Below are 15,531 nucleotides of genomic sequence, written 5' to 3' on the forward strand. Positions count from 1 at the left end.
GTTTCCCTTTTCTCTGCCAAGAAGCAACTGATGCGAATGTCCCCGGCCGTGTTGACCTGCGCGCTCACGCTTCTGGCCGGTCTGGCGCAGGCGCAACAGACCGCGCCCGCCGCGCCTGCCGACGCCGCTGCAACCGCGATGGCACCTGCCACGCCCGCACCGCTGCCGGCTGGCAGTGCGCGCGTGGCCACGCTGCGCGATCTGGGGATCGATTACGAAATCACCTTGCGCGGCGTGCAGGGCAGTGCCGGCGTGCCCTTCAGTGTGCGCAGCGACGAGATCGTCACCGCTGCCACGCTCAATCTGAAATACAGCTACTCGCCGTCGCTGCTGCCGGACCTGTCGCACGTCAAAGTCACCATCAACGGCGTGACCGTTGCGACCTTGCCCACCGACAAAGCCAACGCCGGCAAGTTGTTGTCGGCCGATCTGCCGGTCGACCCGCGGCTGATCACCGACTACAACCAGCTCAACCTGCAACTCATCGGACATTACACGCGCGAGTGCGAAGACCCTGACCACAGCAGCCTGTGGGCGAATGTGGATGCGGCCACCAGCCTGTCGTTGACCACCACGCCGCTGGCGCTGGCCAATAACCTGGCGCTGCTTCCGGTGCCGTTTTTCGATGTGCGCGATACGCGGCGGCTGGAGCTGCCGTTCTATTTCCCGCAGCAGCCGGACATGGCCACGTTGCAGGCGGCCGGCACGGTGGCGTCGTGGTTCGGCACCCTGGCCGGCTATCGCGGCGCGGTGTTCCCTGCCTCGACCAGCAGCTTGCCGGCGACCGGCAATGCCGTGGTGTTCGCCACGCCCACTACCTTGCCTGCGCAGTTCGCCACTGCCGACAGCGGCGTGGCCGATATCCGCGGGCCGACGGTTGCGGTGGTGGTCAACCCGACCGATCCCAACGGCAAGCTGCTGCTGGTGCTCGGCCGCAACACCGAAGATCTGCAACGCGCGGCCACCGCGCTGGCGCTGCGCGCGCCGCTGACCGGTGCGGTGGCGCGGATCGGCGAGATGTCCGCGCCGACGCCGCGTCGGCCGTACGACGCGCCCAAATGGATTTCCAGCGAGCATCCGGTGCGTTTCGGCGACCTGGTCACCCAGGCCGGCGCGCTCAACGTCACCGGTTATCACCCGGACCTGATCCGGGTCGGTCTGCAACTGCCGCCGGACCTGTTCGTGTGGGAGCGCGACGGCATTCCGGTGGCGCTGAAATACCGCTATACGCTGCCGGAAGAGGACAACAAGTCCGCGCTCAACGTCAGCATCAACGAATCGTTCGTGACCACCTTGCCGCTGACCGGCCGCCCGTTCGCCGAGTCCACGCCGATGCGCTGGTGGAACAGCCTGGGCACGCGCGGCAGCATGCCGGTGCATCAGGATCTGAAACTGCCGGTGGGCGCGTTTTCGGCCAATAGCCAGCTGCGCTTCCACTTCTTTTTCGATCGCCCGCAAGGCGAGGCTTGCAAGAACACCTTCCCGGATGTGTCCGGCGCCATCGATGCCGATTCCACCATCGACCTGAGCGGTTTCGACCACTACATGGCGATGCCGAATCTGGCTGCGTTCGCCAATGCCGGCTACCCGTTCACGCGGCTGGCCGATCTGTCCGAATCGGCGATCGTGCTGCCCAATAATCCAGGCGACCAGGATCTGGGCAATGTGCTGACCTTGCTCGGCCGGTTCGGTGCGTCCACCGGCTACCCGGCGTTGCATGCGCAGATCATCGCCGCCAGCGCGGTGCAGCAACACGCCGATCGCGATCTGTTGCTGCTGGGCAGCGCCGAGTCGCAACCGCTGTTCAAGCAGTGGCGCGCGCAGCTGCCGGTGGCCCAGGACGGGCAGAGCCGCCGCATCGGTCTGACCGATTGGCTGTTCGAAAAACTTCCCGGCTTCCTGTCTTTCGACGCGCGCCGTACCGACCTGCCGACCACCACCGACATCGCGTTGCAGCCGCAGCCCGACGACGTGCTGCTGATGGGCTTCGAATCGCCGTTGAAATCCGGCCGCAGCGTGGTCGCGTTTCAGACCGAAGACCCGGCCAACATGAATCGCCTGTTCAATGCCTGGTTCGACCCGGCCTTGCTCAAGGATTTCCAGGGCAGCGTGGTGTTGCTGCAGCAGAAGAAGGTCACCAGCCTGGTCGGTAACCAGACCTATTACGTGGGCCACTTGCCGCTGCCGACCTGGCTGCGCTGGTACTTCTCGCATCACCCGGTGTGGCTGGCCCTGACCGTGGTGCTGCTGGCATTGCTGCTGGCCCTGGCCGCGCGCGTGCTGTTACGCCGGCACACCGCCGAGCGCCTCAACGACGGCCACGGCGCATGAACGCGCGCGCGCGCGGCAATGGCATGACGCGCCGCCGCCTGCTGCGCGCAGGCGCACTGGCATCGCTGGCCGCGCTGTTGCCGGCCGGTGCGACGGCAGCGCCGGCACAGTGCGGCGCCTGGCCACTGTGGAACGCGTTCGTGTCCAAGCACATCCAGCCCGATGGCCGGGTGGTGGACTTCCTCAACGCCGATCAACGCTCCACCTCCGAAGGCCAGTCGTACGCGCTGTTTTTCGCGCTGGTGGCCAACGACCAGGTGCTGTTCGACAAGGTGCTGGGCTGGACCAGGCACAACCTGTGCGGCGGCCGCCCGGATCTCAATTTGCCGGCCTGGTTGTGGGGCCGCGATGGCAGCGGCGAGTGGCGCGTGCTCGATGCCAATACCGCCAGCGATGGCGAGTTGTGGATCGCCTACGCCTTGCTGGAAGCCGGCCGGCTGTGGAACCGTCCCGGTTACGGCAAGGCCGGCCAGCAGATCCTGCAACTGATGCGCACCCAGGAAGTGGCGGCGCTGCCCGGCCTGGGGCCGATGTTGTTGCCCGGCCGCAGCGGCTTTGTCGAACCCGGGCGCTGGACGCTCAACCCCAGTTATCTGCCGATCCAGGTGTTGCGCCGCTGTGCCAACGCCGACCCTAAGGGGCCGTGGGCGGCGATCGCCGCCAACGCCGCGCGCGTGCTGCACGACAGTGCGCCGGTCGGCTTTGCGCCGGATTGGACGCTGTGGGACGGCAAGGCCTTCGGCGCCGATCCAAAGCGCGGCAATCTCGGCAGTTACGATGCCATCCGCGTGTATCTGTGGGCCGGCATGCTGGACGCCGGCGAGCCGCTGCGCGCCAAGTTGCTGCAGGATTTGTCCGGCCCGTCCGACCTGCTCGCCGCGGGCACCGGCTTTGCCGAAAAGATCGACACCGCGCGCGGCGTGGGCACCGGCGCCGTGCCGGTGGGCTTTTCCGCCGCGTTGTTGCCGTACCTGAGCGCGCTGCGGCAGCCCGCGCTGCTCAAGGCGCAGGCGCAGCGGATTCCACTCGCCGCCACACCGGCCGCCGCCGCGCTGCCGTATTTCGAACGCACGCTGGCCCTGTTCGGACAGGGCTGGCTTGAGAACCGCTACCGCTTTGCCGCAGACGGGCGCCTGCTGCCCGCCTGGAGAACGCCTGCATGCTCCGCAAAAACCTGACCCCGCTCTACCTCGCCGGCATGATCGACCTGTGCCTGCTCGTCTCACCGGTGCACGCGCAGACCAGCGCGACCCAGCAACTGGTCGGGCAGGGCAACTACTGGCACGACCAGGGACGCGACGATCTGGCCGCCGACACCTGGAAAAAGCTGCTCGGCATCGACCCGGACCAGCCCGACGCCTTGCTTGGCCTGGCGCAGATCGATCTGGCGCAGGGCCGTCAGTCGGAGGCGCGCAAGCGTCTGCAGCAGCTCGAAGCCGCACATCCGCAATCGCCGCAGGCGCAGCGCCTGCGCGTGGCGATCGGTGCGCGCGGCAGCGCCACTGCCGGCGAAGATCCCAACCTGCGCAACGCACGCCGCTCCGCCGCGGCCGGGCGTTATGTGGAAGCTGCGCGCAGCTACGAGGCCGTGTTTGCCGGCAAGGCGCCGCCGCCGACGCTTGCGCTGGAGTACTACCAATCGCTGGCCGGCACGCCGACCGGTTGGGAGCGTGCGCGCGATGGTCTGCGCACGCTGCAGGCCAGCGACCCGGCCAACCCGTCCGTGCAGCTGGCGCTGGCCCAGGTGTTGAGCTATCGCGAACCCACCCGTCGCGAAGGCATCGCGCAATTGCGCACGCTGGCCCAACGCGCCGATGTGGGCGGCCCGGCGCGCACCAGCTGGCGCCAGGCGCTGCTGTGGCTCAACGCCAGCACCGCCGATGCACCGCTGTATCAGGCATTTCTGGCCGGTACCCCCGCCGATGCGGAAGTGACCGCCAAACTCGCTCAATTGCGCGAACAACGCACGGCCGCTGCCGCTGCGCCCGCCGATCCCAACGGCATCGCGCTGGCCGAGGGCTTTCGCGCGCTCAATGCCGGCACTCTGAGCGCGGCCGAACAGCGCTTCACACAGGTACTGCGCGCCCGTGCGCGCGACCCGGACGCATTAGGCGGCCTGGGCTCGGTGCGGCTGCGTCAGCAACGCTTTGCCGAAGCGCAGGAACTGCTGCGCCCGGCCGCTGCCAGCAATGGCAAATGGAAAGGTGCGCTGGACAGCGCGCGCTACTGGCAACAGCTGCAGCAGGCCGAGGCCGCACGCGCACGCGGTGACATCGCGCAGGCACGCCAGCTGGTGGAGCAGTCGGTGCAGTTGTTGCCCAACGAGCCGGCCGGCCATGTCGCGCTGGGCGGTCTGCAAAGCGCCAGCGACCCGGTTGCGGCCGAAGCCAGTTATCGCAAGGCGCTGTCGCGCGATGCCGATAATGCCGGCGCCTTGCAGGGTCTGGTCGGGCTATACAGCCGTCAGGGCCGCATGTCCGAAGCCAGCGAATTGTTCAATCGCCTGCCGGCCGCCGAGCGCGCCAAATCCGGCGGGCAAGCCTTGTTGCGTTCCAACGTGCAGCGCGCCCGCGCGCGGCAATCGCTGGAGGCCGGCGATGCCGTCAGCGCGCAGGCCGAGCTGGAAGCGGCCATGGTCGAACGCCCCGGCGATGCCTGGATTCGGCTGGATCTGGCCCGCCTGTACCAACAGGCCGGCCGCCCCGATCAGGCGCGCAGCGTCATGGATGGCCTGCTTGCCGTGCACGGCGACCAACCCGAAGCGCTGCATGCCAACGCCTTGCTCGCGCAGGAAAGCGGCGACTGGCAGGGCGCGTACGACAGCCTGGATCGCATCCCTGCCGCAGCGCGCACGCAGGAGATGACCCAGCTGCGCATCAACGCCTGGATCGAACTGCAGGCGCGTCAGGCGCGGCTGCTGGTGGAGCAGGGCAGGGTGGGCGAGGCGCAGCAGTTGCTCGCACGTACCGAAACCGCGCTGGGCAACCAGCTCGACGATCCGCAATTGCTGGCTGCCCTGGCCGGCGCGCATGCCGACGCCGGCAATGCCTCGCGCGCGCTGGTGCTGGCGCAGCGGCTGGTCACCGGCGCCAACCCGCGCACCGAAGACCGCCTGCAATATGCCGGCGTGCTGCTGCGTGCGCGTCAGGACGCCGAGTTGTCGGCGGTGCTGCGCCAGCTGCAATCCACCACCATGACGCCGGAACAATTGCGTCGCTATCAAAACTTGCGCAGCGCCTACACGCTGCGCCAGGTGGATGCCTTGCGCGAGCTCGGCAATCTGGAAGGTGCCTACGACGCGTTGTCGCCGATCCTGGCCCAGCAACCGGACAACCGCGACGCCCAGGCGGCATTGGCACGGCTGTATGCCGCCGCCGGCGATCAGCGCCAGGCGCTGGCGATCTATCAGCAGATCCTGCAGCGCCACCCCAACGATCTGGACATGCTCACCGCTGCCGCTAACAGCGCCGCCGCGCAATCGGATCTGCGTAACGCCGAGAGTTATCTGCAGCGCGCGCTGGCGCAGGCGCCGGAATCGCCGGACGTGCTCGCCGCCGCCGGCCGCGTGTATCGCAGCGCAGGCAAGAACCGCAAGGCCGAGCAGTATTTCCGCGCATCGCTGGCCGCGCAGCAGCGCCAGGCCGGTCAGCTCGACAACGGCCTGCCGGGCGCACGTGGCCCGGCGGTAGTCGCCTCGGCCGGCCGGCCGCTCAATCCGTTCTCCGGCATGACCGGCGCCATGCCGCGCTCGCCGGCGGTGCTGTCCGAGCGCATGCCGGCGGGTAACGCATTTGCCGATGTCGCACTCGACTCGCCGGCCGCCACCCAACCGGCAACTGCACGCTTCGCCACCGCCGCAGCCGTCGATGCCTACGCCGGCAACCCGGTCGATACGCTGCCGCAGCCGGTAAGCGCCAGCGCCGCACCCTCGTTGTTGCCGGCGCCCAACAGCCGCACCCGCTTGCCCACGCGCAGCGCTCCCGCGTTCGTGCAGGACAGCACGGCTCCTTCGCGTAGCGTTGCCGCGCAAGAAACGCGCGCGCCCAGCAGCGGCAACAGCGTGCTCGACGAACTGCGCGCCGTGCAATCGGAAAACAGCGACAACCTCGCCGGTGGCGCGTTGTATCGTTCGCGCGATGGCGAGGACGGCCTTGGCCGGCTGGACGACATCGAAATGCCGGTACAGGCCGATTTCGCGGTGGGCGAAGGCAAGCTCGGCGTCACGCTGACGCCCACCGTGGTGGATGCCGGCACGCTGACCACCGATTACGCCACCGCCAGCCGCTTCGGCGCCGGCCCGCAGACGGCAGTCAACGACGCGCTTGCCGCCGACCGCAGCCCGATCGACACGCTGACCAACTCGTCGGTGTATCAGTTGCTCGCCACCCAGGGCGACAATGTCGCCACACGCGAACGCCTGCGCCGTTATGCCTTGAATACCGGCTTGTTCGGCGAGCTGCTGACCGAAAACAACAACAGCACGCCGGCGGCATTGGCCGCGCTGGCCAACGAGCCGCTGCCGGCATATCTGCTCAGCGTCAACGCGTCCAACACGCCGATCGCGCAGCTGGCGCGCGACATCCTCAGCAACACCGCCATCAGCGAACAGCTGGCCGCCGGCGACGGTGCCGCGTTGCAGGCATTGGCCAGCAGCACCGCTGCCGCGCAGCAGACGCCCACTTCGCTGGCCGCCACGCTCAACAGCATGGCCGCCACCGGCAACGGTGCGCGCCGGCTCAGCCAGGACGATACCGGCGTGGGTGTCGGCGTGCGCTATCGCAATGGTGGTTTCAGCGCCGATGTGGGCAGCACGCCGATCGGGTTCCAGGAGCAGAACGTCGTCGGTGGCGTCGGCTATCGCGGCGACATCGGCGACACGGTGAGCTGGTCGGCCGATGCCTCGCGGCGCGCGGTCACCGACAGCGTGCTGTCGTTCGCTGGTGCGCAGGATGCGCGCAGCGGCCGCGAATGGGGCGGTGTCACCAGCAACGGCATCGTGCTCTCGGCCACCGCCGACAACGGCCTGCTCGGTGGGTATGCCAACCTTGCCGCGCACCGCTTGATCGGTAACAACGTGGCCGACAACGACCACCGCCAGGCCGACCTGGGCTTCTACGTACATGCGTTGGAAACCCAGCATCACTCGCTGACCGCCGGCGTCAATCTGACCGCCATGCAGTACGACAAGAACCTCAGTGGATTTACGTACGGCCACGGCGGTTACTTCAGCCCGCAGGACTATGTGGACCTCGGTTTCCCGGTGCATTGGAGCGGGCGCAGCGCCGGGCAGAGCGTCAACTGGAAGGTCGATGCCAGCGTCGGCGTGCAGCATTTCAAGACCGACCCCACGCCGTATTTCCCCACCGACCCGACCCTGCAACAGGCGGCCTACGATGCCGCATCGCTGGCGGCGCTGCTCGGCCTGGTCGACCGCTACACCGATCCGGTGTATGCCGGCGAAAGCCGCACTGGCGTGTCCTACAACCTCAGTGGCGCAGCCGAATGGCAGGTGGCCCCGCAGTTGTTCCTGGGCGGGCGCATGACCTTCAACAATGCGCGCGACTACAACCAGTTCAGCAGCAATCTCTATCTGCGCTTTGTGATGGATCGCCTGGGCGCCGCGTTGGGCCGCGCCCCGCAGGTGCTGACCTCGCCGTATGCCGCAGATCGGTGAGGCACGGCAACGCGTGGTGTGAGCGAAGGAAGGGCTGAACAATGCGCGGCATGACGAGGCCTGGGATGTCGCTCAAACGCGGCGGCCTTCCCTGCTGAACATCTAGCAGTTGCGCGTAGTGAAAATTGCCAACGGTGTTGATCGAAAACACGCGGACGCGTTGTGCAGAGCCTCCCTAACGAGGCCAGTGGCTGTAGCCGTTGCGCAGACGCAGTGCATCGTTCTGCGCCACGTCGAGGTGCGATGGCGCGCACTGCATCGACGCACATTGCTGCATCCAGTACACAGCTGATTACGCATAAACGAACGGCGCCTCGCGGCGCCGTTCGCATGACATCTGATCGTCTACGCCTGGATTACGGGCGTACCTTGGTCGCGCAGATAAACGTGGCGGCCTGCTGCAGGCGACTGATCGCACCCTGGTCTTCCAGTTCGCGGATGTGATCGTTCATGCAGGTCAGATAACCGAAGCGGTTACCGGCATTTTGCGTCTTGCACAGGCTGCTCTCGGCGGTCAGGTTCGCACCGACGATCAGACCGCCGGTTTCCACCGTCGGCACCAGCGTGCTGCAGTTGCCCAGCCGGGTCAGGCCACGGTTCACGGTCCAACCGATATCGGCAAACAGCGCCGGGGTCAGGTCGACGTTCAGATGCGCCTGCACTTCCGGCGTATCGAACGGTTCCATCAACGCGTTGGGCTGCAGATCGGTGTCGAAGTGCGAGAACGTCGACCCCCCGGCCACCACGCTGGGCGCATACAACCGTGTGCGGCCGGCGCTGTCGGTGCCTTGCAGCAGGTCCGGGTCTTCGTACAGGCCGGCCACCACCGCAGTGGCGCCCTTGAGTCGTGCGCCATCGGCCTGCGACACCATGATCGCCGGAATGGTGATGTCGGTGATCGGCGGCGCGGCATTGCCCATGGTCTGCACGCCGGCGGCGTTGTTGGCCACGATCACGCCCACCGCACCGTTGAGCTGGGCGTTCTTGACCTTGATGGCGAAGGCGCAGGTGCCGCGGTCGATCAGCGCCACCTTGCCGGCCACCTCGGCCGCATTGACGAACGGGGTTTCGCAGCCATCGGTGGCCGATGCGGCGGCAACGCCGTCATTGACCGTCACCACTGCGCGCGCCGGGAAGTTGCCGGCGCTGGCCAACGGCCCGAAGCTGGCAAAACCTACTTCGAACTTTCCAGCCGCAGCGGCTGGCGCGCTGACCTGCAGCAGCGTACGCGGGTCCAGGATCAACGCCGCCTCGCGGTTGACGCGCGTGCCGGCCCACACCGTGCGGCCGGGCGTGCGCATCGCTTCGGCGCGCAAGGCATCAGTCATGGTCGGGTCGTCGAACCGCTTGTTCTGCACGTTATCGAAGGCCTGCGAGGTGTAGACGTCGGTCAGGCCGCTGCCCGAACCGAGCACGCCGGTGGTCTTGTTGAGGAAGCCCGCAGCGCCCAGCCCGTGGCCGATCTCGTGCATCACCACGTTGAGGAAGTTGATCTGGCCTTCCGGGGTTTTGCCGTCCAGGCCCAGATACCAGCCCGAACCGGCCAGGCAGTCGTCCTTGCCCAGATCGCCGTTGAACTGCGAAAACACGTCGGCCGGATCGGCCGGATCGGGCACCAGGTCCTGCCCGGCGATCGCATCGCCCAGCGCGGACGGATACAGCGTATTGGCCTTGGCGCCTGGGAAGTTGTTGACGATCCAGTTCGGGCCGGCCTGCCCCAGGGTGCCGCCGGTGGCGGTGCAGGTCAGCCGTGCGAACGAGGCATACACCTTGATTTCGACGTTGCTCTGCAGCACCGCGCCCCACAGGTCCATGGCGTATTGGTAGGCGATGCGACGTTGTTCGCCGACCGACCGCCCGGGATTGCCACCCAATGGGGCGGCGGCGGTGGGGTCGTTCAACCCGACCACGGTGCCGGCATCGCCATTGATCAGCGTGACGTTGGCAGCGGATGCATGCAGCGGCGCCAGCGCCGCGCCCACGGCCAGGGATAACAGCAACAAGGGCTTATTCATGCGGCAGCGCTCCGTGCTCGGCGTGGGCGGGTTGGGTGTCTGCGTCGTCGCTGTGCTCGATCACGATGCGGCCGTCGGCCTGGCGGGTCGCGGTCAGCGAGCTCATTTGCGTGGCCGGCAACTTGCGCGCCACGGTGCCGTTGGGCAGGCGACGCTCGGTGGCGCGTGCGGCCGCCTCGGTCTGCGGCACGGTCGTGCGGGTCGCCGCACTGCGGGCGGCGGAGCCGGCCTGCTGGTCCAGCGCCGCACTCTCGGCGTCAGTCAGCGGGCGCAGCTTGCCGGTGACGGGATCGATGCCGACCTTGGAGCTGGCGGCGACGTCCTGCGCCCCCGCAGCAGCCGGCAGGCAGGCAACACACAGCACACCGGACAGCATCCATCCGGGCTTGCGAAAGCTCATCATCGTTGGGATTTCCTTGGGTCCAACCGCAGAAAGAACGCCGTGCGACACACCGGAGTTCGGGAGATACTTCCGTTTCAGTCTGTTCATGACTGAGACATGAATCCGTGATTTGTGTCAATCTTTTGACAGTTGGCGCGCTGAATGCGAATAGATGTCCTGAAAACGTCAGCCTCGCGCTTGCGTCACGATGCTTTTCGGAAATCTGTGGCGGTCCTGGGACGTTTTGGTCAGAAATCTGACGCCCTGGCGACGGTGTGCGGCAGATCGCCGAGCTCCCTGTTTCCCAGGGAGAAAGCGGCCGGGAGGGGGCAGGGGCGGGCCGCGCCTCCTGGACCTCGCTTCACCAAGATGGTTGCGCGCGCAGCTCCATCTCGCTCCTCGCCTCGGCCGTGCGGGTGGCGCGGACGTACCAAGGCAAGCGGCGTCAGTCGCGCGCGCCGTACGTTCCTGCTCCGTGGGAGTGGGTCAGGATTTCGCCGCGACGACGCAGTCGACACCGCCGACCCAATGCCTGCGAGCGGCAAGCAGCAGCCACCGACCAGCAGTCAGAAATCAACAGCCAGCACCGCGATAGGCCGAAGCGGGCACGCAGACAGGCCCGCATGAAAGCGCAGGCGTGCGTGTGCGGGCTCGACACGTCCACTCGTACACTGCGCGTCCTGCACAGCGCTACGATCGTCAACGATCGCAGCGACACACGCATCCATCGAACCGAACAGGTCACGCATGCACGCCGTCATCTACCACAACCCCGCCTGCGGCACGTCGCGCAACACGCTGGCGCTGATTCGGCATGTCGGCATCGAACCGCAGATTGTCGACTACCTGCAGCACCCGCCCAGCCGGCAGACGTTGCAATCGCTGATTGCCGATGCCGGTCTGTCGGTGCGCGATGCCATGCGTCAGAAGGGCACGCCGTATCTGGAACTTGGGCTCGACAATCCCGCGCTGGAGGACGCTGCACTGTTGAGCGCGATGCTTGCGCACCCGATCCTGATCAATCGCCCGTTCGTGCAGACGCCGCTGGGGACGCGCCTGTGCCGTCCATCCGAGCAGGTGCTCGACCTGTTGCCTCCAGCCACCAGTGCGTTCGCCAAGGAAGACGGCGAAGCCGTGCTGGACGAGAGCGGGCAGCGGATCGGCGCTTGAGCGCTGCAGCGGATCGCAGTCCTGCACTGCATCACTAGGCACTCTGCGACTGCTGCGCTAAAAGCAAGCAATAAAACGGTTGCGCGACCACCAGGCCGGACGGATTGGCGGCTTGGCGCCATGGCAGTCTGCACCGCTACTCTCGCTGCGTCTGCCGCGCTGAGAGCGACCAACAAGGCGACCGTTTAACCACGGCATGTTTGACCAAAGGCAGGCGCGGCCGGTGCCAGGAAGCGTTATGCATCACTCCTACATTCCGGTTGGCGCCACCCATTCCGCCCGGCAGCCGCTCGCTAGCGTGTGTTGGCCGTTCTAAAATCGCTGTCGTGTTTTTGAGGAGCATCGATATGATTCGCGAAATTATCCGCATGGGCGACAAGCGCCTGCTGCGCGTGGCGCCACCGGTGACCAACCTGGGCAGTGCCGAGTTGCATGCCTTGGTGACCGACATGTTCGAGACCATGGACGACGCGCGCGGCGTCGGTCTGGCCGCTCCGCAGATCGCGGTGGACCTGCAACTGATGGTGTTCGGCTTCGAAGTCAGCGAGCGGTATCCGGACGCGCCCATGGTACCGCGCACGGCCTTGGCGAATGCGCAGATCGAGCCACTGTCGGACGAGATGGAAAACGGCTGGGAAGGGTGCCTGTCGATTCCCGGCCTGCGCGCGGTGATCCCGCGTTACCGCCACATCCGTTACCGCGGCTTCGCCCCCGACGGCAGCCCGATCGAACGCGAGGCCGAAGGCTTCCACGCACGCGTCGTGCAGCACGAATACGACCACCTGGTTGGTCGCCTGTATCCCTCGCGTATCGAAAACTTCGACACCTTCGGCTTCGAAGACGTGTTGTCCTACGATCTGTAGCGCGTTGGGTCATTCGTGCGCGGGCACCTACGTAGGCGCTGCCGGACCGAAGTGATCGCGCGTATGACGCGCGGCAACGCCCGCTGCCTGCTCAGCGTTGACCAGGCGTAGTTCTGTGGCTAACGCACGTTGTGTAGCGCATGCATCGCTATGCTTCGCCAACGTAGTGCGCAGATACTCATCGCGCACCGCGGCCTTTGGTCGCGCGGCGCAACTCGATTCGACCAGTCCTAGACCGACGCGACAGGCACGATGCGCTTGCCGGTTTCGGGACCGTGCGGCGGCATGGATACCGCCACCGAGCCGCCACGGACGGATTCACTGCGTGTCCCGGAAGCGGCAAGCGCGTCGTGCCCTCGACCACCAGTGATGCCCCAATCATAGCGAACGCACCTTCAATCGCCCGGACGCGCCGTAACCCCCAAACGTTGCGTGCACTAACGCATACCGCATACCGCATACCGCATACCGCATACCGTATCCACACGCCACGCCACACATCCACACCCGCCGCCCCCAACACCACAAACAAAAAGGGCGCCTAGCGGCGCCCTGATCGTGAAAACGTAAAACCCCTTACTTCAGCGCCTTGAAGCGCAGACGCTTCGGGCCCGCGTCATCGCCCATGCGGCGACGCTTGTCTTCTTCGTACTCGCGGTAGTTGCCCTGGAAGAACTCCACATGCGAGTCGCCTTCGAACGACAGGATGTGCGTGGCGATACGGTCGAGGAACCAGCGGTCATGCGAAATCACGAAGGTGTTGCCCGGGAACTCCAGCAACGCATCTTCCAGCGCACGCAGCGTTTCGATGTCCAGATCGTTGGACGGTTCGTCGAGCAGCAGCACGTTGCCGCCCTGCAGTAGCGTCTTGGCCATGTGCAGACGGCCGCGCTCACCACCGGAGAGCGCCCCGACCATCTTCTGCTGGTCCTGGCCCTTGAAGTTGAAGCGGCCGATGTAGGCGCGCGACTGGATCTCCACCCCGTTGATGTTGAGGATATCCAGGCCGCCAGCGATTTCCTGGAACACGTTGTGGTTGCCCTCCAGCGCATCGCGGCTCTGGTCCACGTAGGACAGCTGCACGGTGGGGCCGACCACGATTTCGCCGGAATCGGGCTTTTCCTGGCCGGTGATCATCTTGAACAGGGTCGACTTACCGGCACCGTTGGGGCCGATGATGCCGACGATGGCGCCGGGCGGCACGATCATCGACAGGTTGTCGATCAGCAGACGGTCGCCGAACTTCTTGGACACGTTCTTGAACTCCATCACCGAGTTGCCCAGGCGCTCGCCCGGCGGGATGAAGATCTCGTTGGTCTCGTTGCGGCGCTGGTAATCCACCGACTGCAGTTCTTCCAGGCGGGCCAGACGCGCCTTGCCCTTGGTGCGGCCGCCCTTGGCGTTCTGTCGCGACCATTCCAGTTCCTTCTGGATCGCCTTCTGGCGTGACTTTTCCTGGTTGTCTTCCTGCTTGAGGCGCTCGTCCTTCTGGGTCAGCCAGTCGGTGTAGTTGCCCTTCCACGGAATGCCGCGGCCGCGGTCCAGTTCCAGGATCCACTCGGCGGCGTTGTCCAGGAAGTAGCGATCATGCGTCACCGCCACCACGGTGCCGGTGTAGCGCGCCAGGAACTGTTCCAGCCACTCCACCGATTCGGCGTCCAAGTGGTTGGTCGGTTCGTCGAGCAGCAGCATGTCCGGCTTCTGCAGCAGCAGGCGGCACAGCGCCACGCGGCGCTTTTCGCCACCGGACAGCTTGCCCACGATGGCTTCCCACGGCGGCAGGCGCAGCGCATCGGCGGCCACGTCCAGCTGGTTTTCCAGGGTGTGCGCATCGCCGGCGGCCAGAATCGCCTCCAGGCGTTCCTGTTCCTTGGCCAGCGCGTCGAAATCGGCGCCTTCTTCGGCGTAGGCCAGATACACCGCATCCAGCGCGGCCTGGGCCTGCAGCACATCGCCCACGCCTTCTTCCACCGCTTCGCGCACGGTGTGCTCAGGGTTGAGCTGCGGTTCCTGGGCCAGATAACCGACCTTGATGCCGGCCTGCGGGCGGGCTTCGCCCTCGAAATCGGTGTCCACGCCGGCCATGATCTTCAGCACCGTGGACTTGCCCGCGCCGTTCAGGCCCAGCAGGCCGATCTTAGCGCCCGGGAAAAAGCTCAGCGAGATGTCCTTGATGATCTGCCGCTTGGGCGGGACCACCTTGCTGACGCGGTTCATGGTGTAGATATATTGCGACATGGGGGCTCCGTGGACGCAGGCAGCCCGCCGGCCGAGGCCGGAGGCAGCGGAAAAGGGATTGCGCCGATTATACGGGCAAGTGCCCAGGGCCGCGCCGGGCGGGGAGGGAGCTAAACGGCAGCCTACCTATTACCTGAATAGGCATTTTGGTAATCGATTCCAGCAAGAATGCATTAAGGCAGGCAGCGTCTTAATGAAATTGCGACATCGCAAACAGGAGTTGGTCATGAACCGCAAACGCATTGTCACTGTTGTGCTTTCTTCCATCCTGGCGCTGGGCTCCGTGGCCCCGGCAGCGTTTGCCGACGACTGGGGCCGCGGCCACGATCGCGGTGGTCACGACCGCGATGATCGCCACGACCGCGGCCGCGATCACGGCAACTGGCGCAACGACCGCCGCGACTGGCACGACGACCGTCGCGACGACCGCCGCTATTACAGCAGCGGCTACCGCGAGGGCTATCGCGATGCCCGCTACCAGGACCGTCGCTACGACCGCAACCGGGTCTATGTCTACGATCGCCCCACCTACTACCGCGCTGGCCCGCCGCCGCGCCCGTACTGGTCCCGCGGCCAGCGTTACCACGGTCCCGTCTATGTTGTGAACGACTACGACCGCTACAACCTGCGTCGCCCGCCGTACGGCTACCGTTGGCAGCGCGACAACACCGGCAATCTGCTGCTGGTCGCCATCGCCACCGGCGTCATCGCCGACCTGGTTCTCAACAACTGAGCAGACATCCGAGCGCTCGCCGAGCAATCGGGCCGGTCATCACACAAAGGCGCACGTCGGTGCGCCTTTGTCGTTTGTTCCGCGCGCCGACCGACCGGGCGCATTGCCTGCAACAGCAGCACCAT

Annotated in this window: 9 protein-coding genes; 6 read left to right on the forward strand and 3 right to left on the reverse strand. The window is 66.4% G+C overall.

From position 1 onward, the window contains the following. Nucleotides 1-30 precede the first annotated feature (30 nt). From bcsB to XdyCFBP7245_RS11710, 3 genes are read left to right on the forward strand one after another with little or no spacing between them, the layout of a single operon-like run. Complete coding sequence (gene bcsB, locus XdyCFBP7245_RS11700; RefSeq protein WP_104615800.1) at nucleotides 31-2,331, forward strand: cellulose biosynthesis cyclic di-GMP-binding regulatory protein BcsB; 2,301 nt, start codon at nucleotides 31-33, stop codon at nucleotides 2,329-2,331. Then, nucleotides 2,328-3,509 (forward strand): cellulose synthase complex periplasmic endoglucanase BcsZ, encoded by a 1,182-nt coding sequence (bcsZ, locus tag XdyCFBP7245_RS11705; RefSeq protein WP_104615801.1) that lies wholly within the window; start codon nucleotides 2,328-2,330, stop codon nucleotides 3,507-3,509. Before bcsB ends, bcsZ begins: the two co-directional genes overlap by 4 nt. Continuing rightward, entirely contained in the window at nucleotides 3,491-8,005 is a 4,515-nt protein-coding gene (locus tag XdyCFBP7245_RS11710) for a cellulose biosynthesis protein BcsC (protein WP_104615802.1), read from the forward strand. The genes bcsZ and XdyCFBP7245_RS11710 overlap by 19 nt, the downstream gene beginning before the upstream one ends. Nucleotides 8,006-8,361: 356 nt before the next feature. Here the strand turns inward: XdyCFBP7245_RS11710 and XdyCFBP7245_RS11715 are convergent, their stop codons facing one another. After that, entirely contained in the window at nucleotides 8,362-10,020 is a 1,659-nt protein-coding gene (locus XdyCFBP7245_RS11715) for a PA domain-containing protein (RefSeq protein WP_104615803.1), read from the reverse strand. Beyond that, nucleotides 10,013-10,423, reverse strand: a complete 411-nt coding sequence (locus XdyCFBP7245_RS11720; RefSeq protein WP_104615804.1) for a post-PEP-CTERM-1 domain-containing protein — start codon at nucleotides 10,421-10,423, stop codon at nucleotides 10,013-10,015. Before XdyCFBP7245_RS11720 ends, XdyCFBP7245_RS11715 begins: the two co-directional genes overlap by 8 nt. 726 nt (nucleotides 10,424-11,149) lie before the next feature. Between XdyCFBP7245_RS11720 and arsC the strand changes: the two genes are divergently transcribed. Both arsC and def read left to right on the forward strand, forming a co-directional pair. After that, nucleotides 11,150-11,572: an arsenate reductase (glutaredoxin) gene (gene arsC / locus XdyCFBP7245_RS11725; RefSeq protein ID WP_104615805.1), complete on the forward strand. Its 423-nt coding sequence runs from the start codon at nucleotides 11,150-11,152 to the stop codon at nucleotides 11,570-11,572. A 347-nt stretch (nucleotides 11,573-11,919) separates the two neighbouring features. Next, nucleotides 11,920-12,435 (forward strand): peptide deformylase, encoded by a 516-nt coding sequence (def, locus tag XdyCFBP7245_RS11730; RefSeq protein WP_104615806.1) that lies wholly within the window; start codon nucleotides 11,920-11,922, stop codon nucleotides 12,433-12,435. A 576-nt stretch (nucleotides 12,436-13,011) separates the two neighbouring features. Here def and ettA read toward each other — a convergent pair. Then, nucleotides 13,012-14,673 carry an energy-dependent translational throttle protein EttA gene (gene ettA, locus XdyCFBP7245_RS11735; protein ID WP_104615807.1) on the reverse strand — a complete coding sequence of 554 codons (1,662 nt, stop codon included), beginning with the start codon at nucleotides 14,671-14,673 and terminating at the stop codon, nucleotides 13,012-13,014. 226 nt (nucleotides 14,674-14,899) lie between these two features. On the opposite strand from ettA, the gene XdyCFBP7245_RS11740 reads away from it, so the two are divergent. Further along, entirely contained in the window at nucleotides 14,900-15,406 is a 507-nt protein-coding gene (locus XdyCFBP7245_RS11740; protein WP_104615808.1) for an RcnB family protein, read from the forward strand. The last annotated feature ends 125 nt before the right edge of the window (nucleotides 15,407-15,531 follow it).

It is taken from the genome of Xanthomonas dyei, assembly GCF_002939865.1.
Lineage (GTDB): Bacteria > Pseudomonadota > Gammaproteobacteria > Xanthomonadales > Xanthomonadaceae > Xanthomonas > Xanthomonas dyei.